18 protein-coding genes and 1 tRNA gene are annotated in these 24,437 nt (G+C 38.1%); 6 read left to right on the top strand and 13 right to left on the bottom strand.

The genetic code is table 11. The features are described 5' to 3' along the window. Window positions 1–8 precede the first annotated feature (8 nt). The 3 genes from AABB81_RS06740 to rlmD are packed head-to-tail and all read right to left on the bottom strand — an operon-like array spanning window position 9 to window position 2,594. Window positions 9–695 carry a DUF6048 family protein gene (locus AABB81_RS06740; protein WP_342159441.1) on the bottom strand — a complete coding sequence of 229 codons (687 nt, stop codon included), beginning with the start codon at window positions 693–695 and terminating at the stop codon, window positions 9–11. After that, the gene (locus tag AABB81_RS06735; RefSeq protein WP_342159440.1) at window positions 676–1,179 is read right to left on the bottom strand and encodes a DUF6452 family protein; all 504 of its coding nucleotides are present in this window, start codon (window positions 1,177–1,179) and stop codon (window positions 676–678) included. Before AABB81_RS06735 ends, AABB81_RS06740 begins: the two co-directional genes overlap by 20 nt. A 2-nt stretch (window positions 1,180–1,181) precedes the next feature. Continuing rightward, the gene (gene rlmD / locus AABB81_RS06730) at window positions 1,182–2,594 is read right to left on the bottom strand and encodes a 23S rRNA (uracil(1939)-C(5))-methyltransferase RlmD (protein ID WP_342159439.1); all 1,413 of its coding nucleotides are present in this window, start codon (window positions 2,592–2,594) and stop codon (window positions 1,182–1,184) included. A gap of 91 nt (window positions 2,595–2,685) precedes the next feature. On the opposite strand from rlmD, the gene dinB reads away from it, so the two are divergent. Then, complete coding sequence (gene dinB, locus AABB81_RS06725; protein WP_342159438.1) at window positions 2,686–3,774, top strand: DNA polymerase IV; 1,089 nt, start codon at window positions 2,686–2,688, stop codon at window positions 3,772–3,774. Between the two features lie 60 nt (window positions 3,775–3,834). Here the strand turns inward: dinB and pckA are convergent, their stop codons facing one another. Together pckA and AABB81_RS06715 are read right to left on the bottom strand one after the other, a co-directional pair. Beyond that, window positions 3,835–5,460 (bottom strand): phosphoenolpyruvate carboxykinase (ATP), encoded by a 1,626-nt coding sequence (gene pckA, locus AABB81_RS06720; RefSeq protein WP_342159437.1) that lies wholly within the window; start codon window positions 5,458–5,460, stop codon window positions 3,835–3,837. A 301-nt stretch (window positions 5,461–5,761) separates the two neighbouring features. After that, window positions 5,762–6,151, bottom strand: a complete 390-nt coding sequence (locus tag AABB81_RS06715; RefSeq protein WP_342159436.1) for a DUF423 domain-containing protein — start codon at window positions 6,149–6,151, stop codon at window positions 5,762–5,764. Window positions 6,152–6,317: 166 nt separating this feature from the next. On the opposite strand from AABB81_RS06715, the gene AABB81_RS06710 reads away from it, so the two are divergent. Further along, window positions 6,318–7,688 (top strand): saccharopine dehydrogenase family protein, encoded by a 1,371-nt coding sequence (locus tag AABB81_RS06710; RefSeq protein ID WP_342159435.1) that lies wholly within the window; start codon window positions 6,318–6,320, stop codon window positions 7,686–7,688. A 266-nt stretch (window positions 7,689–7,954) separates the two neighbouring features. Here AABB81_RS06710 and AABB81_RS06705 read toward each other — a convergent pair whose 3' ends face one another. The 3 genes from AABB81_RS06705 to AABB81_RS06695 form a co-directional block, all read right to left on the bottom strand. Beyond that, window positions 7,955–8,671, bottom strand: a complete 717-nt coding sequence (locus AABB81_RS06705; RefSeq protein WP_342159434.1) for a tRNA1(Val) (adenine(37)-N6)-methyltransferase — start codon at window positions 8,669–8,671, stop codon at window positions 7,955–7,957. Window positions 8,672–8,681: 10 nt separating this feature from the next. Continuing rightward, complete coding sequence (rimM, locus tag AABB81_RS06700; protein WP_342159433.1) at window positions 8,682–9,209, bottom strand: ribosome maturation factor RimM; 528 nt, start codon at window positions 9,207–9,209, stop codon at window positions 8,682–8,684. A gap of 86 nt (window positions 9,210–9,295) precedes the next feature. Next, on the bottom strand, window positions 9,296–9,883 hold the full coding sequence (locus tag AABB81_RS06695) for a 30S ribosomal protein S16 (protein ID WP_342159431.1): 588 nt from the start codon (window positions 9,881–9,883) through the stop codon (window positions 9,296–9,298). Window positions 9,884–10,150: 267 nt separating this feature from the next. Between AABB81_RS06695 and dnaE the strand changes: the two genes are divergently transcribed. After that, window positions 10,151–14,470 carry a DNA polymerase III subunit alpha gene (gene dnaE / locus AABB81_RS06690; protein ID WP_342159430.1) on the top strand — a complete coding sequence of 1,440 codons (4,320 nt, stop codon included), beginning with the start codon at window positions 10,151–10,153 and terminating at the stop codon, window positions 14,468–14,470. Here the strand turns inward: dnaE and AABB81_RS06685 are convergent. Next, window positions 14,467–15,555: an aromatic ring-hydroxylating oxygenase subunit alpha gene (locus AABB81_RS06685; protein ID WP_342159429.1), complete on the bottom strand. Its 1,089-nt coding sequence runs from the start codon at window positions 15,553–15,555 to the stop codon at window positions 14,467–14,469. The two genes, dnaE and AABB81_RS06685, sit on opposite strands and share 4 nt — an antisense overlap. 218 nt (window positions 15,556–15,773) lie before the next feature. On the opposite strand from AABB81_RS06685, the gene AABB81_RS06680 reads away from it, so the two are divergent. Together AABB81_RS06680 and AABB81_RS06675 are read left to right on the top strand one after the other, a co-directional pair. Next, window positions 15,774–16,658, top strand: coding sequence for a dimethylarginine dimethylaminohydrolase family protein (locus AABB81_RS06680; protein WP_342159428.1), 885 nt, complete (start codon window positions 15,774–15,776; stop codon window positions 16,656–16,658). A 113-nt stretch (window positions 16,659–16,771) separates the two neighbouring features. Beyond that, a complete protein-coding gene (locus tag AABB81_RS06675; protein ID WP_342159427.1) occupies window positions 16,772–18,124 on the top strand; it encodes a UDP-N-acetylmuramate--L-alanine ligase in 1,353 nt (450 codons plus the stop codon). Here AABB81_RS06675 and era read toward each other — a convergent pair whose 3' ends face one another. The 4 genes from era to rho all read right to left on the bottom strand — a co-directional run bounded on the left by era (window position 18,125) and on the right by rho (window position 23,094). After that, window positions 18,125–19,006 (bottom strand): GTPase Era, encoded by an 882-nt coding sequence (gene era / locus AABB81_RS06670; RefSeq protein ID WP_342159426.1) that lies wholly within the window; start codon window positions 19,004–19,006, stop codon window positions 18,125–18,127. It lies immediately after the preceding gene. Between the two features lie 77 nt (window positions 19,007–19,083). After that, a complete protein-coding gene (locus AABB81_RS06665) occupies window positions 19,084–20,565 on the bottom strand; it encodes a Na+/H+ antiporter NhaC family protein (RefSeq protein ID WP_342159425.1) in 1,482 nt (493 codons plus the stop codon). 468 nt (window positions 20,566–21,033) lie between these two features. Next, window positions 21,034–21,106, bottom strand: a tRNA-Met gene (locus AABB81_RS06660). A gap of 245 nt (window positions 21,107–21,351) precedes the next feature. Then, window positions 21,352–23,094, bottom strand: a complete 1,743-nt coding sequence (gene rho / locus AABB81_RS06655; RefSeq protein WP_342159670.1) for a transcription termination factor Rho — start codon at window positions 23,092–23,094, stop codon at window positions 21,352–21,354. Window positions 23,095–23,300: 206 nt separating this feature from the next. Here rho and AABB81_RS06650 point away from each other — a divergent pair, with 206 nt between their 5' ends. Further along, the gene (locus AABB81_RS06650) at window positions 23,301–23,735 is read left to right on the top strand and encodes a DUF4293 domain-containing protein (RefSeq protein ID WP_342159424.1); all 435 of its coding nucleotides are present in this window, start codon (window positions 23,301–23,303) and stop codon (window positions 23,733–23,735) included. Window positions 23,736–24,437 lie beyond the last annotated feature (702 nt).

Below are 24,437 nucleotides of genomic sequence, written 5' to 3'. Positions count from 1 at the left end.
CAACTACCTTATTTTCTATAGAGTGGAATCAAATAGGATACCGTATAATTAAAACTAAACCCGTTATTATTTGAAAATACACGCTCAAATCCGGGTATATAAAGATTTTTAAAATTATCCGGTTGTTTGGATGAGATGAGTGTGTTTCCTCTAAAGGATACTCCCAAAAAAACATTGTGCAGAACTTCAACTTTTAATCCCAATACCAATTCAACCCACTGACCGTTTAATCCTTCATAGGTTGTTCCTTCTGTTTCGGTTCTTACAGGTAAAAATGGATCCGTATTTATGGTATATTCATTAATGGTTTGGCTAAAAGTACTAAACGCGTATCTCAACCCGACCACGATAACATTCTCCATTCCCAACCAATTCTTATACGCGTTGTAATCCGCCCCAAGCTTAATGTACTGACCTTTGGTTGAAAAATTAAAAAAATCTTCCTGGCGTATTTGATCTCGATACCCAAGTTCTGTAGCCAGATAGAATCTTTTGGTCAGGCGGTAGTCACCCACTATTTCAAAACCTTTCATGTCTTCACTGAAAACAGAATATATGGGACGAACAACATCTATACCCACTCTGAGCCCGTACCTGTCTTTATACGTAACAGTGTCTTGACTTTTTTCCCCTAATTGAGCGAATAAAGCGGAACAGGTCAATAGAAGGATGATGTTAATGGTATATTTTAACATGAGCTGTATTTTCGTCAATTACTTGAAATTCATCGGTTTTCGTATCAAGGTTTTTTATCCAATTATCATCATCCTGCACAATGGATGCAGAGGCATCATTATAGATGGTCTTGTAACCACAGGACCTTGATATATATACATCTTCCTGCGAATAGACCAAAGTCAGCGTGTCGGGATTAATCTCAATAGTCTGATCATTGCTTGGAATTCTCAAAATGAAATTGGTTCTGTTTTCGGTGACGGGAATTGGAATAGCAATAGAATCAGTAAAATTACTGATGGTTTCATTCGAGTAATCGCCTTCGATTCCTTCTATCTTAACTGTAAGACCGAGAACCGATTTTAATTCGTTGGGGTTGGCTTCATTGTAAAAGCGAATGACAAGTTTAGGGGTTATTTCCTCAAGACATATTTCATCCCTTTCGCAACTCAACTGAATTACAAAAACCATAAGAATCAATATCAGTTTTAAAAAACTTCTCATCTCTATTTTCTGCGTTTTAAAAGCACTACATTTTCAACATGATGTGTTTGTGGAAACATATCTACAGCTTGAGATTTTTCTATGACATATTCTTCTTTCATCAGCGCAAGATCCCTCGCCTGAGTGGCCGAATTACAGCTAATATAAACAACTTTTTCAGGTAAAATATTTAAAATTTGGGCCACTACCTTTTTGTGCATTCCATCTCTTGGCGGATCTGTAATGATCAGGTCAGGCTGTCCGTTTTGTTCAATAAACTCCTGGGTAAACACCTTGGCCATATCACCGTCGTAAAAAACCGTATTATCGATTCCGTTTAATCTGGCATTCTCTTTTGCATCTTCAATGGCTTCGGGTACAGCCTCCACGCCAATGACTTTTTTTGCTTTTGAAGCAACAAATTGTGCAATTGTTCCTGTTCCGGTATAGAGATCGTAAACGATCTCATCGCCTGTTAAGTTGGCAAAATCCCGGGCTATTTTATACAATTCATAGGCTTGTGACGAATTTGTCTGATAAAAAGACTTTGCATTAATTTTGAATGTAAGCCCTTCCATTTCTTCAAAAATATGGTCTCTCCCGCTAAACAATAAAATATCCTGATCATAGATTGAATCATTTCCTTTCTCGTTGATGATATATTGTAAGGAGGTTATTTCTGCAAATGTTTCTTTTAAATAATTTAACAGCAATTCACGTTTCGTCTTATCTTCTTTAAAAAACTGAACCACAACCATGATTTCTCCTGTTGAACTGATCCTGATCATCAGGGTTCTTAACAATCCAGTTCTTTGCCTTGGATTAAAAAAAGATATTTCGTTCTCTATGGCGAAGTTTTTTACAGAATTGCGAATAGTATTGGAAGGATCTTCCTGAAGATGACATTTTTTAATGTCTAAGATCTTATCCCACATCCCCGGAATATGAAAGCCACATGCGTTTTTGTCTTCAAATTCAATATCACTTTTCAGTTCTTCCTCCGTTAGCCATCTCGAATCTGAAAAAGAGAATTCCATTTTGTTTCTGTAAAAATAGATACTTTTACAAGCTGCGATTGGCGTGATTTCAGGAAGATCCAGGTGTCCGATTCTAAGGAGGTTATTGGTCACTTCCTTTTGTTTGTAAATTAGTTGGTCTTTATAATTCATGTGCTGCCATTTACAGCCCCCGCAAACTCCAAAATGCTCACAAACAGGTTCAACTCTTTTGTCGGACAAATGATGAAACTTAACTGCTTTTCCTTCAAAATAGGACTTTCTTTTTCTCCCGGTCCGGATATCAACTATATCTCCCGGAACAGCATTACTGAGAAAGACAACGCGTCCGTCAGGTGATTTGGCCACAGATTTACCTTTGGCAGCTGTATCGACCACCTCAATATTTTCAAATAAGTGAAATTTCTTTTTTCTAGACATGCAGCAAAAGTAAGTCATTTTTATCATTTTTCAATCGCGATTACATGATGTTTAGGGCTTTGTCATTACTTAATTTTGTAGTTTTATCATCATGGTTACCCAAGCACATAAAAAGATCATTCACGTTGATATGGATGCCTTTTACGCCTCTGTTGAGCAAATGGATCAACCCGAACTAATAGGGAAGCCTGTTGCTGTAGGTGGAGGAGAAGAAAGAGGTGTGGTGGCAGCGGCTAGTTATGAGGCCAGAAAATATGGGGTAAGGTCGGCCATGAGCGGTGTTATGGCCAGAAAGAACTGTCCTGACCTCATCTTTGTAAAACCGAGATTTTCAAGATATAAGGAGATTTCTAAACAAATACGGGCCATTTTTTTTGAGTATACAGATTTGGTAGAACCTTTGTCTCTTGACGAGGCTTATTTGGATGTGACCGAAAATAAAATGATGCATCCTTCGGCAACACTAATCGCAAAGGAAATACGAAACCGTATCTTTGAAGAGGTTGGTTTAAGAGCTTCTGCAGGTATCTCCAACAGTAAATTTGTGGCAAAGATTGCTTCGGACATCAATAAGCCTAACGGACAAAAAACAATTCCTCCCGAAGAAGTAGAAGCATTTTTGGAAGACTTACCCATAGAGAAATTCTTTGGAATAGGAAAAGTAACGGCTGCTAAGATGTTTAAGTTGGGAATTTTTACAGGACGCGATCTGAAATCGAAATCTCTTGACTTTCTTACGGAGCATTTTAAGAATTCAGGTGAACATTATTTTAAGGTGGTCAGGGGAGAGCATTTTAGCGAAGTCAAGCCAAACAGGATTCAGAAATCTGTTGCAGCAGAGCATACCTTTCGCAAGAACCTTACTTCCGAAATATTTATGATGGAACGACTGGAAACAATAGCCGAAGAACTTGAAAACAGGTTAATTCGTTCAAAAATTGCGGGTAAAACCATAACCTTAAAGATTAAATACAGTGATTTTTCTTTGCAAACAAGAAGCAAAACACTTCCTCATTATGTAAAGGATAAAAGCGTTTTACTGAATACAGTAAGGGAACTGCTGTATCAGGAAAAAATAAAGGAATCCGTCAGGCTTTTGGGAATCTCAGTATCCAATTTAAACAATGCCACAGACAACGATGAAAAAGTGATGGATGTTCAGTTAAAATTTGAGTTTTAGGAATAAAAAAAGTGTGCACCAGGGTTTTCCTGATACACACTTTTGTAGAAAAGCGATTCTTTAGCCTAACTGCGGTCCGGCAGCAACTAATGATTTTCCTTCTTCATTATCTGTATATTTCTCGAAGTTATTGATGAATAATCCAGCCAATTTTTGAGCCTTCCTGTTCCATTCTGCAACATCTTCATAGGTATCTCTTGGGTCAAGGATATTATCATGTACTTCTTTTAAAGAAGTTGGTACTTCAAGATTAAACACGGGGATCACCTTGGTTTCAGCTCTGTCAATTGATCCGTCCAGAATTCTGTCAATGATACCTCTGGTATCCTGAATAGAGATACGTTTTCCGGTTCCGTTCCAACCTGTGTTTACCAGGTAAGCCTGAGCATTGTGTTCTTCCATCTTTTTAACCAGTTCCTCACCGTATTTTGTTGGATGAAGTGTTAAGAAAGCTGCACCATAACAAGCTGAAAAAGTAGGTGTTGGTTCAGTTACTCCTCTTTCAGTTCCCGCAAGTTTAGCTGTGAAACCTGAAAGGAAGTGGTACTTGGTTTGCTCCGGAGTCAGTTTAGATACTGGAGGCATTACACCATAAGCATCTGCTGTCAAAAAGATCACCTTATTGGCATGACCTGCTTTGGAAACTGGTTTTACTATATTGTCAATGTGATAAATAGGATAAGATACTCTGGTATTTTGTGTCACAGAACCATCTGTAAAATCTATTTTACCATTCTCATCAACCGTTACATTTTCTAATAAAGCATCTCTTGTAATGGCTTCATAGATATCTGGTTCTGCTTCGTGGTCAAGATCTATTGTTTTTGCATAACATCCGCCTTCAAAGTTAAAGACACCCTGATCATCCCAGCCGTGCTCATCATCACCAATCAGTTTTCTTTTTGGGTCTGTCGAAAGCGTTGTTTTACCGGTTCCGGAAAGTCCAAAGAAAATTGCTGTATCTCCATCTTCGCCAACATTTGCAGAACAGTGCATAGATGCCATTCCTCTTTGAGGAAGATAGTAGTTCATCATGGCGAACATACCTTTTTTCATCTCTCCACCATACCATGTTCCACCGATCACCTGCATTTTTTCAGTAAGGTTAAACACAGTAAATACTTCTGAATTTAAACCGTGCTCTTTCCATTTTTTATTTACGGTTTCTGAACCGTTAAGGACCACAAAATCAGGATCTCCAAAAGTTTCCAATTCTTCGGCAGTCGGTCTGATGAACATGTTTTTAACAAAGTGGGCTTGCCATGGAACTTCAACAACGAATCTAACTTTAAGTCTCGTGTCTTCGTTAGCACCACAAAAAGTATCAACTACAAATAATTTTTTACCTGAAAGCTCTTCAACAACCAATTCTTTGAGGTCGTTCCAAACAGCCTGAGTGATTGGCTTGTTGTCATTCTTAGCTTTTTCAGAAGTCCACCAGATCGTATCTTTGGTTATGTCGTCTTTGACTATATATTTATCTTTAGGAGAACGACCCGTGAATTTACCTGTCATTACATTGATTGCACCTAATTCTGTTTTGAATCCTCTTTCATATCCTTCTAAATCAGGGGACAATTCGTACTCATATAATTCGTCATATGATGGGTTGTAGATAATCTCTTTTGGGTTTTTAATTCCTAAGTCATTTAATGAGCTGATTACTGATTTTGTTAGAACTTCCATAGGTCAAAATTTAAGTGTTAATTGTTTTGATTTCTTTAGCAAATTTACGCATAAACATAACCTCACTTTTATGACAATTATCAGCATTTGCAAGGATATTCACGATAACGTTTTCGTTTAGGTAAGCAAAAAATTTACATCCTAAAAGTACTAAGAATAACAAAGGGATGCAACAATAATTCACTATAAAATGTTAAAAATATCAGAAAATAAAAGAGATCAGAATCTAATAAAAACTATTTTGGTTTTAAGCATCATAAATGAGGTAATAATAAAAGCAATTTGATTTTTTAAAGAACTGCTATTTGCGATTTTTATCCCCGGATTTAAAAAATGTTATTCCGGCCATCAACCATCCTAAAATAAAAAACAAACCTCCTAAAGGGGTTACAAACCAGATAGCACCCGCGGGGATAAGATCAAGGGCAATTACAAATATCGAACCGGAGAAGAAAATGATACCTGTAAAAAATAAAAGGGAAATTTTATTCTTTACTTTTTCCGTGAGCAACGCACTGTTTTGAATAAGAAGTACGGCTAATACATGATACATCATATAGCGAACGCCAGTTTCAAAACTTTGCATGGATTCAGCATCGAGTTTTTCTTTTAAGGCATGTGCCCCAAATGCTCCAAGAATGATGGTGAGCATTCCTAAGAAGGCCGCCATTGCCATAATTTTACTTTTCATATGATCAAATATTGATATTGGTAAAAGTAAGATTAAAAAACAGTATTTCAAGCGAAGAAATTATTTTTTGAGGGTTTTAGCACAAAAAAAATGTGTTAAAGATTAGGGTTTTCTCAAGGGTAATTCACATCAAATTAATTACATTTGGGCAAACAAGTTAAGAGTCATGAGACGTATATTAATCGTAGGTGCCGGCAGGTCTTCTGCTGCTTTAGTGAGGTATCTTTTAGAAAAATCCGCTGAGGAGAAATTAAAAGTGGTCATCGCAGATATTTCGGTAGAAAATGCCAGAAAACTTGCTGCTGATCATGAAAATTGCGAAGTAATAGAGTTGGATATTTTTAATATTGAAAGCCGCAAAGAATTAGTAAAGTGCGCCGATATTGTGATTTCCATGCTGCCTGCCAGGTTTCATTTGGAAATTGCCAAAGACTGTCTTGAGTTTGGAAAGAACCTGGTAACGGCGTCGTATATTTCAAAAGAACTCAAGGCAATGAACAATGAAGTGGTTGAGAAAGGACTTGTCTTTATGAACGAAATTGGCCTGGATCCGGGAATCGATCATATGAGTGCTATGCATGTCATTGACCGAATCAAGGCACAAGGTGGTAAAATGCTGCTTTTTGAATCTTTTACAGGAGGCTTGGTTGCTCCTGAAAGTGATAATAATCTATGGAACTATAAATTTACCTGGAATCCAAGAAACGTTGTCATTGCCGGGCAAGGTGGTATTGCCAAATTCATACAGGAAGGAAAATACAAATATATACCTTATCACAAATTGTTTAGAAGAACTGAGTTTCTTTCTATTGAAGGTTATGGCAAGTTTGAGGCCCTGGCCAATCGTGACTCCTTGAATTACAGAGAGGTATATGGCCTGGAAGATATTCTAACCCTGTACAGGGGGACCATAAGAAGGGTAGGTTTTTCGAGAGCCTGGAATATTTTTGTTCAACTGGGGATGACCGATGACAGCTTTATTATGGAAGGTTCTGAAAACATGAGTTACCGGGATTTTACCAATTCTTTTTTACCCTATAAACCGCATGATTCTGTTGAACTGAAATTAAGGCATTATCTAAAGATCGATCAGGATGACGTGATTTGGGATAAATTATTGGAACTGGATTTGTTCAATGCCAAAAAAAAGGTAGGCCTAAAAGATGCGACGCCTGCCCAGGTTCTGCAACGCATTCTCATGGATAGCTGGACGCTGAAAGAAGAGGATAAGGATATGATAGTGATGTATCATAAATTCGGTTATGAAAAGGATGGTATAAAAAAACAAATTGAATCAAACATGGTGGTTATCGGTGAGGATCAAACTTTTACGGCTATGGCAAAGACGGTTGGATTGCCCGTGGCGATTGCCACACTGGCTATCTTGAATGGACGTATTAAAAGCCCTGGAGTTCAGTTGCCTATCCGCAAAGAGGTCTACGATCCGATTTTAAAGGAGCTGGAAAATCACGGCATAAGATTCAATGAGAAAGAAGTACCGTATTTGGGATACAACCCAAATAATCTTGGAGCTTAGATAGTATTATTTTGGTTCGTTAATGGTATCGGGAAAGCTTACAAGGTGGGTTTATTTTGGCTTTATTATTTAAATTACTTAGAAATCAAGTGGTTACTATATCAATTGAGTCCGGTATTCAAAGCGGGACTTTGGCAATCACTATTGCCACGCTGCCCTTAAATAATCCTGCGTGTACAATTGTTCCTTTGTCCTATAGCTTGCTCATGTTTGCTTCGGTTGCCCTGATCATTATCTTCAGACATCGTTCAAGGGAGCAGTAGGAATCACATATTTAAATAGAAATCTTTTGCAAGCTCAGTATATTCTTTTGTGTATACGTGCCTCTTTGTTTCAATGACGAGTTCGTTCGTACTCGTTGTTTGAGGCTTCTTTGTGAATTGGACAAGGCTCCTGATAACGGGGCTCTGTTTGTTTCCGCGTACTCTTGTAATCCTTAATGGATAAAGGTTGTTTTCTGAGGCTTTTGATAGAAACTCGGATTCTTCCCTGAAAGGTATGATAAAGGCACAACTCCCATTCGGTAATAAAAGTTTGGAGACCGACGCTAAGAGTTCCTCGTAACTGAGTTCGCCGGTGTGTCTTGCAAGGGCTCGTTCTTGAGCCAGGTCTTTAAAAGTGTCATTAAAATATGGAGGGTTACTAATGATCAGGTCATATTGTTCCTCCATTTCTTCTGCAAATCCCTGAATAGAAGCGTGATAACAAAATAGTCGGTCGGCCCAGGAACTGTTTTCAAAATTTTCAACGGCTTGTTCAAAAGCCTTGTCTTCAATTTCCAAGGCATCAATCATCAGCGCCTCGCTCCTTTGAGCCATTTGCAAAGCAATAAGCCCGGTACCGGTTCCAATATCGAGGATAGATTCTGTATCTTCCGGAATATTTACCCAGGAACCAAGCAATACGCCATCAGTTCCTATTTTCATGGCACATTGATCTTGAGAAATACTAAACTCCTTAAAATGGAAGGGTTTTTCTGACATCAGTAAAAATTTAAGCCTTGTTCATGTCAATAAGACCCTCAGGAGTTCTTACCGTAATTTTCTTGTTTTTCCTGTCAATATCCTCTATAAAATCATCGACCATAGGAATGAAAATTTCGCCTTCATCTGTTTTGACAACAAACAAGGCTTGTGCAGATACATCATTAATCGAATCGATTACTCCAACCTTACCATAATGAACATCTTCAAGAATAAATCCCGTGACCTCATGGAAATAAAATTTATTTCCTTTTAATTTTGGAAGGAGATTTAGCGGTAAATACGCATCTCTTTTTAATAATACTTCTGCATCTGCTTCTGAGTATACATCTTCGAATTGAATGCGAAGATGATTTCCTTTTTGGAACAAACTTTTTTCAATAAAGTAGGGTACCAGATTTTTTCCCAGATCCAGAAAAATAACGTTTAGGTTTTCGTAAATCTCAGGCTCATCAGTGTCAAGTTTTAGGATAAGTTCTCCTTTGAAACTGTATTTCTTAACGATCTTTCCAAGATAAAAACAATCCTCTTTATTCATTTACCTGTTTGTTGTATTGAAGCAAATTTAAAATAAAAAAACCTGATACATTCATATCAGGTTTTTAAAAATATATGAAAAATATATTATTTTTCTTCTTCTTTAGCTTGTTGAGCAGCTTCATCAATAGTTTGAGGAGCCTCATCTTCTACTACTTCTTTAGCCTTTACAGCTGCCGCAGCTGCGGCTTTTGCATCAGCTTCTGCTTTAATTGCTTCGTTTTCAGCCTCATCAGCTGCTGCTTTACGATTTGCATTTACAGCTTTTTCAGCTTCAAATATAGCTTTTTTTGCATCTTCCTGAGCTTTGGCAAGCTTTCCTTCCTTCTCTGAAACTTTTGAAGCTTTTTCATCTAGCCAGGCCTGGAATTTTGTTTCTGCCTGCTCTTCAGTTAAAGCACCTTTTCTAACACCGATGGCAAGGTGATTTTTTAACATTGCACCTTTGTAAGATAAAATCGCTCGGGCAGTATCAGTTGGTTGGGCGCCATTTTGAAGCCATTTAACCGATGCGTCCACATCTAATTCTATAGTTGCAGGATTTGTGTTAGGATTGTAAGTCCCTAGTTTTTCCAAAGATCTACCGTCTCTTTTAGAACGAGCATCAGCTGCCACTATCCAAAAAAATGGTTTTCCTTTTCTACCGTGTCTTTGTAATCTAATTTTTACTGACATAATTGTTTTAAATTTTTAGGTTCACGACCTAAGTTATTAATATAATATTGCTACTTTCTCGAAGTAGGGCGCAAAATTACTAAATAATATTGAATCTCAAATTAAAAATATGATTTATTATCTATCTATAAATCAGAATTCAACATTGAGAAGAAACTCGTATTACTTGTGGATCATTGTTGATAAAATTACCCACCTATCCTTTCATGGGAAAGGTGTAAATACCTATTTTTATGGCTTTAAAATCTTCACAAAACATTTCACTGCATGTATTTGATTTTTGACACTGAGACTACAGGTTTGCCCAAGAACTGGAATGCCCCCATTACGGATGTTGACAACTGGCCTCGTTGCGTGCAGATTGCATGGCAGTTACATGATGACATGGGAAGAATGATTTCTCATCAGGATTTTCTGATTATTCCTGATCATTATAAAATTCCTTATGATGCCGAACAGATTCATGGGATTTCGACAGACCTGGCCCTTCAGCAGGGAAAACCTCTTATTGAGGTATTGAATTTGTTCAACGAAGCCTTGTCGAAAACCAAATTTATCGTCGGCCAGAACCTGAAGTTTGATTTGAATATTATGGGTGCTGAATTTCACAGGTCTGATATCAGGACCGAGCTGAACAATTTGCCCGTACTAGACACCTGTACAGAGAAAACGGCATTATTGTGTGAAATTCCGGGAGGGAGGTTTGGAAAGTTCAAACTTCCGACCTTAACAGAACTCCATGAAAAACTTTTTCGGGAGCCGTTTGAAGAAGCTCATAATGCAACCGCAGATGTTGAGGCCACCACCAGGTGTTTTTTGGAGTTATTGAGGAACGGCCATTATTCAAAGGAGGAATTGGAAGTTGACAGTTCTTATTTTGTCAATTTTACAGAACATAACAAAGGTGTTATTGCTCCTGAAGGTTTGGATCATTTGAACTTAAAGAAGGAAAGTAAAAAAATCCGTAAAAAGAAGGAGAAATCAGATGCCAAAGACGCAGTTATAAGTTCACACAGGCAGGAGGACCTTCAAAAGGCTTCATTTGCGCATTTACACAATCATTCACAATATTCCATTTTACAATCCACTTCCAGTATCACAGATCTGGTTCATGCCACCAGTGCAGATAAGATGCCCGCGGTTGCCTTGACTGATACAGGTAATATGATGGGCGCTTTTGTTTTCGTCAAGGAAATATTGAATCACAACAAGAATAATGATCAGGCGATAAAGCCAATCGTTGGGTGTGAATTCAATGTTTGTGAGAATCATTTGGACAAATCTTTTAAAGACAATGGATATCAGGTGGTGCTCCTTGCCAAGAATAAAAATGGATACCATAATCTGGCAAAGCTGGCGTCTGCAGCCTATATCGATGGATTTTACTATGTTCCAAGAATAGATAAACAATTGATCCAAAAATACAAGGAGGATGTAATTGTGTTAAGCGGCGGTGTCAATGGAGAAATACCGAATAAAATACTCAACATAGGAGAACATCAGGCTGAGCAGGCACTGTTGTGGTGGAAGGAAAACTTCAAAGATGATTTTTACCTGGAGATCAGTGACCATCAGCAGGAAAATGAAAAGCATATTAATGAGGTCCTGGTCGGGTTTTCAAAAAAGCATAAAGTAAAGCTGATCGCCACGAATAATACGTTTTATCTCAAAAAATCCGATTCACTCGCTCATGATATACTACTCTGCGTAAAAGATGGCGAAAAGATGGCAACCCCAAAAGGAAGGGGTCGCGGATTTAGATATGGCCTGCCTAACGATGAATATTATTTTAAAGGGCAGGATGAGATGAAAACTCTTTTTCAGCATGTTCCCGAAGCGATTATCAACATTCAGGAAGTGATCGACAAGGTTGAGATATATGACCTTGCCAGAGATGTGCTGTTACCGAAGTTCGAAATGCCGGAGCAGTTCTACAATCCCAAAGATCAGGAGGATGGAGGCAAAAGAGGGGAGAATGCCTATTTAAGGCATTTAACTTTTGAAGGAGCGAAGCACAGGTATAAAGACCTTAGTGAGGCTATAAAGGAAAGGCTTGATTTTGAATTGATGATTATCGAAAAGACAGGTTATCCCGGCTATTTCCTTATTGTAGAGGATTTTATTAAAGAGGCGCGTAGGATGGGTGTTTCTGTCGGGCCGGGAAGGGGTTCTGCCGCAGGGTCTGCAGTTGCCTATTGCCTGGGTATTACGAATATTGACCCTATCAAATACGATCTTCTTTTTGAGCGTTTTCTCAACCCTGACAGGGTTTCATTACCGGATATTGATATCGATTTTGACGATGAAGGAAGACAAAGAGTGATCGACTATGTAATCAATAAGTACGGATCGAACCAGGTAGCCCAGATCATTACTTATGGAACTATGGCTGCCAAATCTTCGATCAGGGATACGGCCCGGGTACTTGATCTTCCTCTTTCGGATGCCGACCGAATTGCCAAATTGATTCCTGGCCTGAAGTTGAATAATATTTTTGGAACCGATGAAAAAAGTGTCTCCAAGGTAAAGGCTTTGCGAAGTGAGGAAAAGTCAAATGTGGATGAATTGAAAAACATGGCTGAAGGGAACGGGGTTGAAGCAGAAACCATCAAACAGGCCAGAATGCTTGAAGGTTCGGTCAGAAATACTGGTACCCATGCCTGTGGAGTGATCATTACACCTGAAGATATTACGAACCTGATTCCTGTTGCAACTGCCAAAGGAACAGATATGTATGTTACCCAGTTTGATAACGGAGTAGTAGAGGATGCTGGTTTGCTTAAAATGGATTTCCTGGGGTTAAAAACACTAACATTAATTAAGGATACTGTTAAGATCGTGAAGGCCCTGCACAATATTGATCTTGAACCGGATGAATTCCCGTTGGATGATGAGAAAACTTATGCCTTATTTCAGAGAGGGGAAACCATTGGGATATTCCAATATGAATCTCCCGGAATGCAGAAGCACATGAAGTCGCTCAAGCCGACTGAATTCGCAGACCTGATAGCCATGAATGCCCTTTACAGGCCGGGGCCAATGGAATATATTCCTTCTTTTATTGACCGCAAACACGGCAGAGAAGAAATAGCATATGATTTACCGGATATGGAAGAGTATCTCAAGGAAACATATGGAATTACAGTTTATCAGGAGCAAGTAATGCTTTTATCGCAAAAACTGGCAAATTTTACCAAGGGTCAGGCGGATATGCTCCGTAAGGCGATGGGAAAAAAGATTTTTGCCTTGCTTGAAAAATTAAAACCCCTGTTTATAGAAGGTGGAAAAAAGAATAACCATCCCGAAGAAATTTTAGAGAAGATATGGAAAGACTGGGAGGCATTCGCCGCTTACGCTTTCAATAAGTCGCACTCTACTTGCTACGCCTTTATAGCTTATCAGACAGCTTATTTGAAAGCACATTATCCTGCCGAATACATGGCCTCTGTGCTCAGTAATAATATGAATGATATTAAACAGGTATCGTTTTTTATGGAGGAATGCAGGAGGTCCGGGATTGAAGTGCTCGGCCCTGACATCAATGAATCCTATTATAAGTTTTCTGTAAACAAACAAGGAGCGATCAGATTTGGTATGGGCGCTATCAGAGGGGTGGGAGCTGCAGCTGTGCGCGCCATTGTCGATGAGAGAAAGGAGAACGGCAATTACCGTTCGATCTTTGATGTTACCAAAAGGGTAGATCTTAGGTCTGCGAATAAAAAGGCCTTTGACGGTTTGGTACTGGCAGGGGGCTTTGATTCTTTTGAAACCGCCAACAGATCTCAATACTTTGCGCTCGACGAAAAAGGAATCACTTTTATTGAAAAAGCCATTCGATACGGGAATAAGTTTCAGGAGAGCAAGAATTCGGCACAGGTGTCCCTTTTTGGGGAGGCATCTGAGGTGCAGTTTGAAGAACCCGTTATACCTCCTTGTGAACCTTGGAATGTGATGGAGAAACTTTCCAAGGAAAAGGAAATGATAGGGATTTATATTTCGGGTCATCCCCTTGACGATTTTAAAACTGAAATACAGTATTTCTGCAATGCAAGGGTTGACAGCTTAAAGAACATCAACCAATTGGAAGGTAAGGAATTGGCATTTGCCGGGATCATCACCGATGTACAGCACAGGGTAAGTAAAAACGGAAAACCATGGGGGATGTTTACTTTTGAAGATTACAGCGACGCCTATGAATTCAGGCTTTTTAATGAAGATTATTTAAAATACAGGCATTTTTTGATCCCAAACACTTTCTTATATCTTAAAACAGTAATGCGAAGGGCATGGCAGAATGGAGATGTAAGGGTGCAAATCACAACAATACAGCAGTTGCAGGATGTTTTAGGGAAAATGGCTAAAAAAATAACTTTACAGGTACCGATTGACGGTATTAATGAAAAAGCTATTCACGAATTTGATGAGGTTTTTAAGAAACATCCGGGAAACCAGCATCTCAATTTTTTGATATTCGATCAGAAAGAAAAACTCAAGCTCAATATGCCGAGCAGAAGTTCCAAGATCAATATCACCAAAGAACTGCTTGACGAACTCAGTGAAAATGAATGGAGTTTTAAATTGAATTAACGGCTTATGAATTCTGCAAGCAACCTGTGAAAATGGTGCACTCCCTTTTCGCGTTCGGGTGAAAACCTCCCTGCCTTATAAAAGGAGGAATTTATTCCTTTTTGAACATTTTCAACCACAAATTCATCCTCTCGCTCTACTTTATCCAATGCCTGCCCTGCCCCTTTTTCAAGCTTTTCAGGATCAAGTACATAACTGATGAACGAAACCTTGGTCCTGTTTAGGCTAACTGGTTTGACAATATTGACCGAAAGGCCCCAGGGGTAAAAATTAAACATCATATTCGGAAAGACCCAGTAATAATAGGCCGCTACATTTTTGCCATGATCTGTATGCCCTTGAGGTAAGTCAAAGGTTTCACCGGCATGATTAGTATAACCAACCTGAAGGTTACAGTATTTGTAAATTTCGGTTGTATAACTCCCATAATCAAGAACCTTGTTTAGATCTTCATGCACAAAAGGAACGTGAAAGCCTTCGAGATAATTATCGCAGTAAAGGGCCCAGTGCGCCTGAACCAGGTATTCTTTTGAAAGGGAGGCGTCAAATCTTAATTCATGCAAAGGGAGAAACCCGATGCGTTCCTGCATGATACTGATGACTTCGTCAAAATTAAAAGCAGGGTCTAATCCGGTGAACAATAACTGACCCCAATGACGCAAATTAAACCTGTGCAAACCATCGCATTCACGGGGAAAATTCTTGGCGTTTTGAAACTCGGGCATATGTTCAAAATTCCCCTTGAGGTCAAACCTGCGCCCATGATACATGCAAGTTAGCTTTTTATATTTTCCATCGCCCAAAACAACTAGATTGGCCCTATGGGTACATACATTGCTCATACAATGGATATCTCCTTTTTCATCTCTTGTGAGCAGAAGAGGTTCGGTTAAATATCCCTCCAGTAAAACAAAAGGATGGGCCGATTTAGGCAATTTCACCAGTGCTTCATCTCCTATAAACTGCCAGGATTTTAAAAAGATCTTTTCCTTGATGTCTTCAAATACAATCTGACTTCTGTAAAAGGAAGAAGGCAGGGTACTGGCCTTAGTTATATCAGGGTCAATAGTGAATTTATGCCGCATAAGGTTTATACTTTAAATTGTTGTATAATTGCGACTAAAGTAGTAATTAAAATAGAATTAAAACCTGACCTTACTGTGAAAATCGACTCAAAAAAGCAGGATTAAAGGAGAGTGGCATCTTTGTAATGGGTCTGATGATCAAGAGGATATTGGCCTGTTGTTAGTCATGCTTTGTATCCCGTATTATACAGAAATGACTAAGGCCAAAAATCGACATAATGAGTAAAACATCCCATACAGAGTATCTTACACTGGAAACGGTTTTAATCAAATCGGCAGCTGCTGCTTTCCGTTCTGATCTTTTGATTTCTGAACAATGGAAAACACTAAATTTTCTGGATAAACCTGATCTTAAAATTGCCAATGAAGAATACAGTACATTTGAATCTATTTTGAAGAGCCAGTACATAGAAGTGAGTCATTTGCCCGAAAATGAGACTTTGAGTATGGATTCGATATATTGCAGAGATGCTTCAATTGCTACTGATTTTGGTATGATTTTATGTGCTATGGGAAAAAAAGAACGATCCCGGGAGCCTGAAGCCCAAAAGGCATATTTTAAAAAGCATGGTATAAAAGTGTTGGGTGAAATTTTGCACCCGGGAACACTTGAAGGAGGAGATGTCGCCTGGCTTGATAGAAATACACTCGCCGTTGGACATACTTACCGAACGAATACAGCAGGAATACATCAGTTGAAAGGTCTTTTGGAGCCTAAAGGAATTCAGATTATTGTGGCTGAACTACCACACCACAAAGGACCTGATGATGTATTTCACCTGATGTCAATATTTAGCCCGGTCGATGCGGATCTTGCTGTTGTCTATTCACCTTTGATGCCTGTTGCTTTTAGAAATGAACTGCTCCTGAGGGGTTATCGGCTTATTGAAGTTCCTGAGGATGAGTTTGATTCGATGGGATGTAATGTACTTGCCCTGGGCCCAAAAAAATGTTTAATACTTGCAGGAAACCCCCAAACCGAAAAGGGATTGACTGATCATGGTTGTGAGGTATTTACCTATCAAGGAGAACATATAAGTGTTATGGGAGGTGGCGGTCCGACTTGTTTGACCAGGCCTTTGATGCGAAAGGATCGGAACTAATTATTTTGGATGTTTTTAATCAATTGATCCTGAGAAAAAGCTCTGGAAATTCAATATCAAATAGCCTGATTCAACCACTTAAATTTGTATTTTTACCCAACTAATTCTAAAGAATGAACGTACATTTTATATCTATAGGTGGCAGTGCCATGCACAATCTGGCTTTAGCACTTCATGACAAAGGCGATCATATAACCGGTAGTGATGACGCAATATTCGAACCATCAAAATCAAGACTTAAAGAGAAGGGGCTGCTTCCGGATGCTCTGGGTTGGTTTCCCGAAAAAATACACGTTGGATTGGATGCCATAATTTTAGGAATGCACGCCAAAGCTGATAATCCTGAACTGATCAGGGCACAGGAATTGGGGATAGAGATCTATTCGTATCCCGAATTTTTGTATGAGCATGCCAAAAACAAGACCAGGGTCGTTATAGGAGGTTCGCATGGCAAGACGACAATAACCTCAATGATTCTTCACGTGTTGAAATATCACGGTATAGAGGTTGATTTTATGGTAGGAGCTCAACTAGACGGATTTGATAGAATGGTTCACCTCACGGATAAAAACGAGGTCATTGTTCTGGAAGGAGACGAATATTTATCATCCCCCATTGATTTGAGGCCCAAGTTCCATTTGTACAAAGCAAATATTGGTTTGATAAGCGGTATTGCCTGGGATCATATTAACGTATTTCCTACGTTTGAGAATTACGTGGATCAGTTTAAAATATTTGTAGATACAATGGTTAAAGGCGGAATGATGGTTTATAATGAAGAGGATCCGGAGGTGAAAAAAGTTGTTGAAGAAACTTCAAATCAGATTAAAAAATATCCCTACAAAACCCCTGAGTATTCGATAGAGAATGGCATGACATTACTGGATACAGCCGAAGGGGAAATCCCGCTGGAGATATTTGGCAAACATAATTTACAGAACCTGGAAGGTGCAAGAAGCATTTGTTTTCATTTGGGAGTGAGCGAGGAAGAGTTTTACGAAGCTATAGCCGATTTTAAAGGAGCGAGTAAAAGACTTGAAAAAATTGGTGAAAATGAGCAAACCGTTATTTTTAAGGATTTTGCGCATTCTCCATCGAAAGTTGAAGCGACTACCAATGCAGTAAAAGAGCAATATGCAAACAGAAAACTACTGGCTTGTCTTGAATTGCACACTTACAGCAGTCTCAACGAAGATTTTCTCAAAGAGTATGTGGGCACACTTGACAAAGCTGATGAGGCCGTTGTGTTTTATTCTCCACACGCAGTGAAGATCAAAAGGTTAAAAGAAGTTAGTGAGCAGCAGATAGCAAAAGCTTTTAACAGAGACAACCTGATTGTTTATACAGATCCCAAAGCTTTTAAAGACTTTTTGTTCAGCAAGAACCTGGAAGATTCAGCAGTGCTTTTGATGAGTTCGGGTAATTACGGAGGTCTTGATTTCGAAGAAGTTAAAGAACTGCTATAGCTATTCTTTGTATCCGAACCTTTTTAATTGACTGTTACTGCTCCTCCAGTTCTTATTGACTTTCACGTAAAGGTCCATAAATATTTTTTTGGCAAAGAATCTTTCAAGGTCCTTACGGGCTTCAGTACCAACTCTTTTTAGGGCCAATCCCTTATGGCCGATAATGATTCCTTTTTGCGTGTCTCTTTCGACCATAATTACAGCTCTAATCCTTATTATTTTGGCCTCTTCCTTAAACTCTTCTATTTCAATTTCAACGGAGTAGGGAATTTCCTTTTTGTAATGCATAAGAATCTTTTCTCTTATTGTTTCACTTACAAAGAACTTTTCCGGTTTGTCGGTGAGCTGATCTTTGGGATAATAAGGAGGTGATTCAGGCAGCAATTCGACGATTCGCTTCATCACAGTCTCAATATTAAAATTTTCAAGCGCAGAAATAGGGTGAATCTCGGCATTTGGTAAAGTTTCTTTCCAATAACTAACTTGATTTTCTAAATCCGTTTGCGAAGACTGGTCAATTTTATTTAACAGCAGCAATACCGGAACCTTGACATTTTTAATTTTATTAAAAAAAGCTTCATTTTTCAGGTCTTTCTCACCGGTTTCGACCATATAGACCAAAACATCTGCATCCTCAAATGCAGTTTTTACAAAGTCCATCATGGATTCCTGAAGTTCATAGGCAGGTTTAATAATTCCGGGAGTATCCGAAAACACCACCTGATAATCATCTGAATTTACGATCCCTAAAATTCGGTGTCTTGTGGTTTGGGCCTTTGACGTAATAATTGACAATCGTTCGCCAACCAAGGCGTTCATCAGCGTCGATTTTCCGACATTTGGATTTCCGATGATATTGACAAATCCGGCTTTGTGTTTCATTTAGCTTTGTATTTGAATACAAAGGTACTAGGTTTTCACCTTTGTTCGCGCTGGATTGTATTTTTTATGTGATTTGATCAGATCATGGCAAAACCCAGGATTAAATAAAGCATCGTGGTGATAAGGCCACCCAGAAGTGCATAGGGAAGTTGTGTTCTGACGTGATCAATATGATCGCTTGCCGACGCCATAGACGAGATAATAGACGTGTCAGAGATGGGTGAACAGTGGTCTCCAAAAATACCGCCTCCCAAAGTTGCAGCAATAATCAGTGTAAGTTCTGTTCCATGTACTTTCGCCATGGGAATGGATATTGCCAGCATGATGGCAAAGGTTCCCCATGAAGTTCCTGTTGAAAATGCTATAAAAGAACTAATGACAAAAACGACAGCCGGCAAAAATTCGGGTGACAACCAATCTTTTGACCAATTCGCAACATATTGACCCGTTCCTAATTCGTTACAAGCATCACCAATGGCAAAGGCAAGCAGCATCAACAGGGCCAGAGGCATTAATTCGCTTATTCCTTTTAGAATAAGATTTACCATTTCTTTTAATTTCATGATACCCTGAGAGCGATACAATATCATAGCAACCAGAATAGAGGCAATCACTGCATATAAAACTGAAGATGATCCTGACCCATTACCAATGGCCTTGGAGGCATGGCTTAAGAAAGAATCGGCATTCTCGACTTTCGACCAGCCTGTATAGACAAGATTCACCGGCATCATAATCACCATGGTCAAAAGAGGAATCACCATATTGTATGATTTTGCGCGTATACCTTCTTTTGGTTTAAGTGATGTGATCACATCTGAAATCATTGGTTTAGAACCTTCATCCATTAATTTACCGGAGGTTCGTGTTCTCTTTTCGGCTTTTGCCATGGGACCTATGTCCTTTTTCGACACAATCACTATAAAAAGTATGACCAGTGCCAGTATTGGATAAAAATTATAGGCTATGGATGATAACATTACCCTAAAAGGATTTTCTATATTCTGGGTTATCAAAAGGCCCATTATAAATGCTCCCCATGCATTAAAGGGAATGAGAATAGAGGTTGGAGCGGAGCTCGAATCTGCAATATAAGCCAGTTTCTCTCTCGGAATCTTAAGTTTGTCAAAAACAGGTCTGTACAGAGTACCTACGGTTAGTGAGCTTATGCTTGTTTCAACAAAAAGTACAATCCCGGTAAGCATGGCTAATAATTGTATAATCACCCTGCTGTATCCGATATGTTTATTTTCAAAATATTGGATGAGTTTGTTGAGATGGTTAACAAACCCTTCTACACCTCCTGAATATTGAATAAAAAGGAGCAGGGCACCTACCAAAGCGCTGAACATAATGGTTCTCGTATTCCCCTCAGATTTAAAAACATTAACCATGCCTTCAATGGTTGCGAGAGTCCCGTCAAGGATGTTCCAGTCACTGATGATAAGCCATGAAAACCAAATTCCGAAAACAAGAGCCACATAAACCTGTTTGGTTTTTAATGCTAATATGATGGCAATAACAGGGGGGAGAACGGATAGAATACCGTAGTCGTTCATAAGGATGTCAAAACTGATTAATAATTGTTAAATATAGGAAAACTAAGACATACCCTGCTTTGCTAGTGATTTTTTTATAACTAATTAAATTTGTAAGACCTGCCGGATTCATTTTTCCGCTATGCTTCAAAATGGGCCAAAAGAGGGAAGCTATACTAGAAAAACCAATTGGCTAACGCAATGATATTTTTATTAGAACAGCTGGATTCATTTTTCCGCTACGCTTCAAAATGGGCCAAAAAGGGTTGCTGTACTAGAAAAACCATTTGGCTAACGCAATGATATTTTTATTAGAACAGCTGGATTCATTTTTCCGCTACGCTTCAAAATGGGCCAAAAGGGGGAAGCTATACTAGAAAAACCAAATTGCTCTGCAATTTATTTTTTGTTGATCGAAATTCTTAAATGCAAGCATTACGAATTTCTTACAACAAAAAAACCTTCCAGTTTCCTGAAAGGTTTTTCTAGTAGCGGGAGCTGGACTCGAACCAGCGACCTTTGGGTTATGAGCCCAACGAGCTACCTACTGCTCTATCCCGCGATATATGTTTATGTACGTTTTTCAATATTTCAATTTGGTATAAACCAGCGTCTGTCTGATGACCAAATGACCATGGTGAAAAAGCTATTCATTTTTCACTTAATCTGCGTGCAAAGATACATATTATTTATAGATATAAACAAAGCTTTTTCCATAAAAAAAGTCAGATATTTTTATATCTGACTTTCAATTCATTATCCATGGCTACGTTGGATTATCTTTAAAATTTAAAGAATCCCACAAATTTATCCATTCATAGACATTAAGAATTCCTCGTTGTTATTGGTATATTTAATTTTGTCCTTAACAAATTCCATGGCTTCTATCGGATTCATATCAGCCAGGTATTTTCTCAATACCCAAATCCTTTGTCTCACCTTATCCTCATGAAGCAGGTCATCACGACGTGTGCTTGATTTAACAAGATCAATAGCAGGATAAATTCTTCTATTAGCAATGTTTCTGTCTAATTGAAGTTCCATATTTCCTGTTCCTTTGAATTCTTCAAAAATCACTTCATCCATTTTAGAACCTGTATCGGTAAGCGCAGTCGCTATTATAGAGAGAGATCCTCCATTTTCAATATTTCTGGCTGCACCGAAAAATCTTTTTGGTTTGTGTAAGGCATTAGCATCGATTCCCCCAGATAATATTTTACCCGAAGCAGGAGCCACTGTGTTATAAGCCCTGGCCAGACGTGTTATTGAATCGAGTAAAATTACCACATCATGTCCGCATTCTACAAGCCTTTTGGCTTTTTCAAGTACGATATTGGCAACTCTTACGTGTTTTTCTGCCGACTCATCAAAAGTAGAAGCAATAACTTCTCCCTTAACATTGCGTTGCATATCGGTAACTTCCTCCGGACGTTCATCAATCAACAGAACCAATTGATAAACTTCAGGGTGATTAGCTGCAATTGCATTAGCAATATCTTTTAATAATATTGTTTTTCCGGTTTTGGGTTGTGCAACGATCATACCTCTTTGGCCCTTTCCAAGTGGTGAAAAAAGATCAATAATTCGCGTAGAAAGATTGCTTCCCTTTTCAGCTAGGTTAAATTTTTCCTCAGGAAATAAAGGTGTAAGGTGTTCAAAAGATACCCTGTCTCTTACAATACTCGGATTGAGTCCGTTAATAAGACTTACACGGATCAATGGAAAATATTTTTCTCCCTCTTTTGGGGGCCTCACTTTTCCTTTAACGGTATCTCCCGTTTTTAAACCAAAAAGTTTGATTTGAGACTGGGACACATAAATATCATCAGGTGAAGAGAGGTAATTATAATCTGAAGATCTTAAAAAGCCATAGCTGTCTGGCATGATTTCCAATACACCCTCGCTTTCAATAATACCATCAAATTCAAAATCAGGGTCTCTGTATTTCGCCTGTTTATTCGCTTCATTACCACGTTGCTTATGACCTTGATGTTGATTGTTGGGATTATTATTTTGATTTCTTTGATCCTTTTGCTGATGTTTCTGATCCTTATGTTGTGGATTTTTCTGATTCTGCTGAGTCTTCTGATCTTTTGCTTGTGCAGGATGTTGTTTTTTAGGCTCTTGTTTCTGAGCTGGTTTTTTCTGTTGGATATTAGGATCCCTTTTGTCTTCGACAACGGGTCCGGTATCAACAGGTGATTTCTTTTTTTCATGAGTTGGCTCAACCTTGACCTTTTTTTTCTGTTCGATTACAGGTTTTGCTTCTTCTCTTGTAATTTCTTTTTTTGGAAGGATTTCTCTTTTTATGTCGCTGGCTGGGGGAGCCATTTCAGGTGCGCCTTCATTTTTCGAAATTCTTCTTCTCTTAGGTTTATTGTCTGAAGTTGTTTTTTCAACAACTTGTTTTGGATTTGCAGCTTGTACATCCAATATTTGATAAACCAAATCAAGTTTTTTTAATTGACGGAACTTTGGGACATCAATTTTTTGCGCAATCTCTTGCAACTCCAAAAGTTTCATCTCTTTGAGTTTGTCTATGTCAAACATCATATATAAATGTTAATTAATGATATCAATTCTTTGGAAAGGATTATCTGTTTAAATGAATATGTTTTGATAATATAATAGGGTATCGTAAAAGAAGTAATTTTACAATAGGTTTCGATTTGATGGCACAATATTACAAAATAAAATTAATATAGAAAGTTATTTCTTAAAAAGATTAATGTATTTTTGCGCTTGATTTTTAAGAAATGCTACAAAGAATTCAAACTGTTTATTTATTAGTTGCAATCATTCTATCAGGGATTGTATCTTTTTTACTTCCATTTTGGTCAGATCAGGAGATGGAGGATGTTTATTTGGATTCGTTGTTTCAAACAGGAGAAGTAACACTTATGGCTGTGCCTGTCCTATTTATGATGTCGGGACTTATCTCGGTCATTACCATATTATCATTTAAAACCCGAACAAGACAAATCGTATTCAATAGATTGAATATCGTGATAAACTTTTTATTGTTAGGAGTTATTGTTTACCATTTATTAATGTTACCTGGAGAAACTGTTGTTTCAAAGAAGGGTATTGGCGTTTTCATACCTTTAATCGTAATTGTTTTTCTGGCATTAGCCAATAAAGCAATCATTAAGGATGAAAAACTTGTAAAATCTGTAGATAGGTTACGATAATACTAATACCTTAGTTATAGTGTGTTAAGACTGTCTGAATTCAATTCAGACAGTTTTTTTTTGGCCGTTTACCATCTAACGGTTTTTGGGTAATTTTCAAAATCCCAAGTTCCTCTATTGTGAGAACCATGATGTGTGTATATATTTGTAGTGTAATTATTCAAGTAATAGTTACTGTTATGAAAAAACAGCCTTTGAAAAAAGGTATAAGGGGGGAAAGGAGAGGAGTCAACTTTCACTTCAACGAAGAAAAGAGCTTCTCTCCTTATTTTAAACTCCGGGAATAAATTGCTATGAATTCCTAATACTGACATTTTGAAAATTAAATTTCTCTAATCGAGATGCCATTGAGGACCATTTGGTCTCAATGATATGATATACTCCTAATTTTAATATAGGAGAAAAAAGAGGGGAGAAAGGAGAGAAGTGAAGCGCATTGTTTCTGTCATTCTATTTAAACAAATTACTTCTCTCCTTACTATTTTTCAAAAAGTGGGAAAATTGCTATAGATTCCTAAATTGACATAAAGACATCAAATTTCTCAAAGAAATGATGGCGTTAAGGCAAAATCTTGACGTTGTAACATACTCCTTGATATTATATATCGAGGAGAAGAAGAAAGGGGAGAAAGGAGAGAAGTAAAGCACATTGTTTTCTAATATACTTAAATGATACAAATAGCTTCTCTCCTTACTATTTTT

It is taken from the genome of Lutimonas vermicola, assembly GCF_038433205.1.
GTDB classification, from domain to species: Bacteria; Bacteroidota; Bacteroidia; order Flavobacteriales; family Flavobacteriaceae; genus Lutimonas; species Lutimonas vermicola.
This window is presented reverse-complemented; position numbering and strand designations above follow the sequence as displayed.

What these genes read in the sequence shown, in the direction of transcription:
- AABB81_RS06740 (WP_342159441.1), bottom strand. Translation starts at nt 695, where the DNA reads ATGTTAAAATATACCATTAACATCATCCTTCTATTGACCTGTTCCGCT.
- AABB81_RS06735 (WP_342159440.1), bottom strand. Translation starts at nt 1,179, where the DNA reads ATGAGAAGTTTTTTAAAACTGATATTGATTCTTATGGTTTTTGTAATT.
- rlmD (WP_342159439.1), bottom strand. Translation starts at nt 2,594, where the DNA reads ATGTCTAGAAAAAAGAAATTTCACTTATTTGAAAATATTGAGGTGGTC.
- dinB (WP_342159438.1), top strand. Translation starts at nt 2,686, where the DNA reads ATGGTTACCCAAGCACATAAAAAGATCATTCACGTTGATATGGATGCC.
- pckA (WP_342159437.1), bottom strand. Translation starts at nt 5,460, where the DNA reads ATGGAAGTTCTAACAAAATCAGTAATCAGCTCATTAAATGACTTAGGA.
- AABB81_RS06715 (WP_342159436.1), bottom strand. Translation starts at nt 6,151, where the DNA reads ATGAAAAGTAAAATTATGGCAATGGCGGCCTTCTTAGGAATGCTCACC.
- AABB81_RS06710 (WP_342159435.1), top strand. Translation starts at nt 6,318, where the DNA reads ATGAGACGTATATTAATCGTAGGTGCCGGCAGGTCTTCTGCTGCTTTA.
- AABB81_RS06705 (WP_342159434.1), bottom strand. Translation starts at nt 8,671, where the DNA reads ATGTCAGAAAAACCCTTCCATTTTAAGGAGTTTAGTATTTCTCAAGAT.
- rimM (WP_342159433.1), bottom strand. Translation starts at nt 9,209, where the DNA reads ATGAATAAAGAGGATTGTTTTTATCTTGGAAAGATCGTTAAGAAATAC.
- AABB81_RS06695 (WP_342159431.1), bottom strand. Translation starts at nt 9,883, where the DNA reads ATGTCAGTAAAAATTAGATTACAAAGACACGGTAGAAAAGGAAAACCA.
- dnaE (WP_342159430.1), top strand. Translation starts at nt 10,151, where the DNA reads ATGTATTTGATTTTTGACACTGAGACTACAGGTTTGCCCAAGAACTGG.
- AABB81_RS06685 (WP_342159429.1), bottom strand. Translation starts at nt 15,555, where the DNA reads ATGCGGCATAAATTCACTATTGACCCTGATATAACTAAGGCCAGTACC.
- AABB81_RS06680 (WP_342159428.1), top strand. Translation starts at nt 15,774, where the DNA reads ATGAGTAAAACATCCCATACAGAGTATCTTACACTGGAAACGGTTTTA.
- AABB81_RS06675 (WP_342159427.1), top strand. Translation starts at nt 16,772, where the DNA reads ATGAACGTACATTTTATATCTATAGGTGGCAGTGCCATGCACAATCTG.
- era (WP_342159426.1), bottom strand. Translation starts at nt 19,006, where the DNA reads ATGAAACACAAAGCCGGATTTGTCAATATCATCGGAAATCCAAATGTC.
- AABB81_RS06665 (WP_342159425.1), bottom strand. Translation starts at nt 20,565, where the DNA reads ATGAACGACTACGGTATTCTATCCGTTCTCCCCCCTGTTATTGCCATC.
- rho (WP_342159670.1), bottom strand. Translation starts at nt 23,094, where the DNA reads ATGTTTGACATAGACAAACTCAAAGAGATGAAACTTTTGGAGTTGCAA.
- AABB81_RS06650 (WP_342159424.1), top strand. Translation starts at nt 23,301, where the DNA reads ATGCTACAAAGAATTCAAACTGTTTATTTATTAGTTGCAATCATTCTA.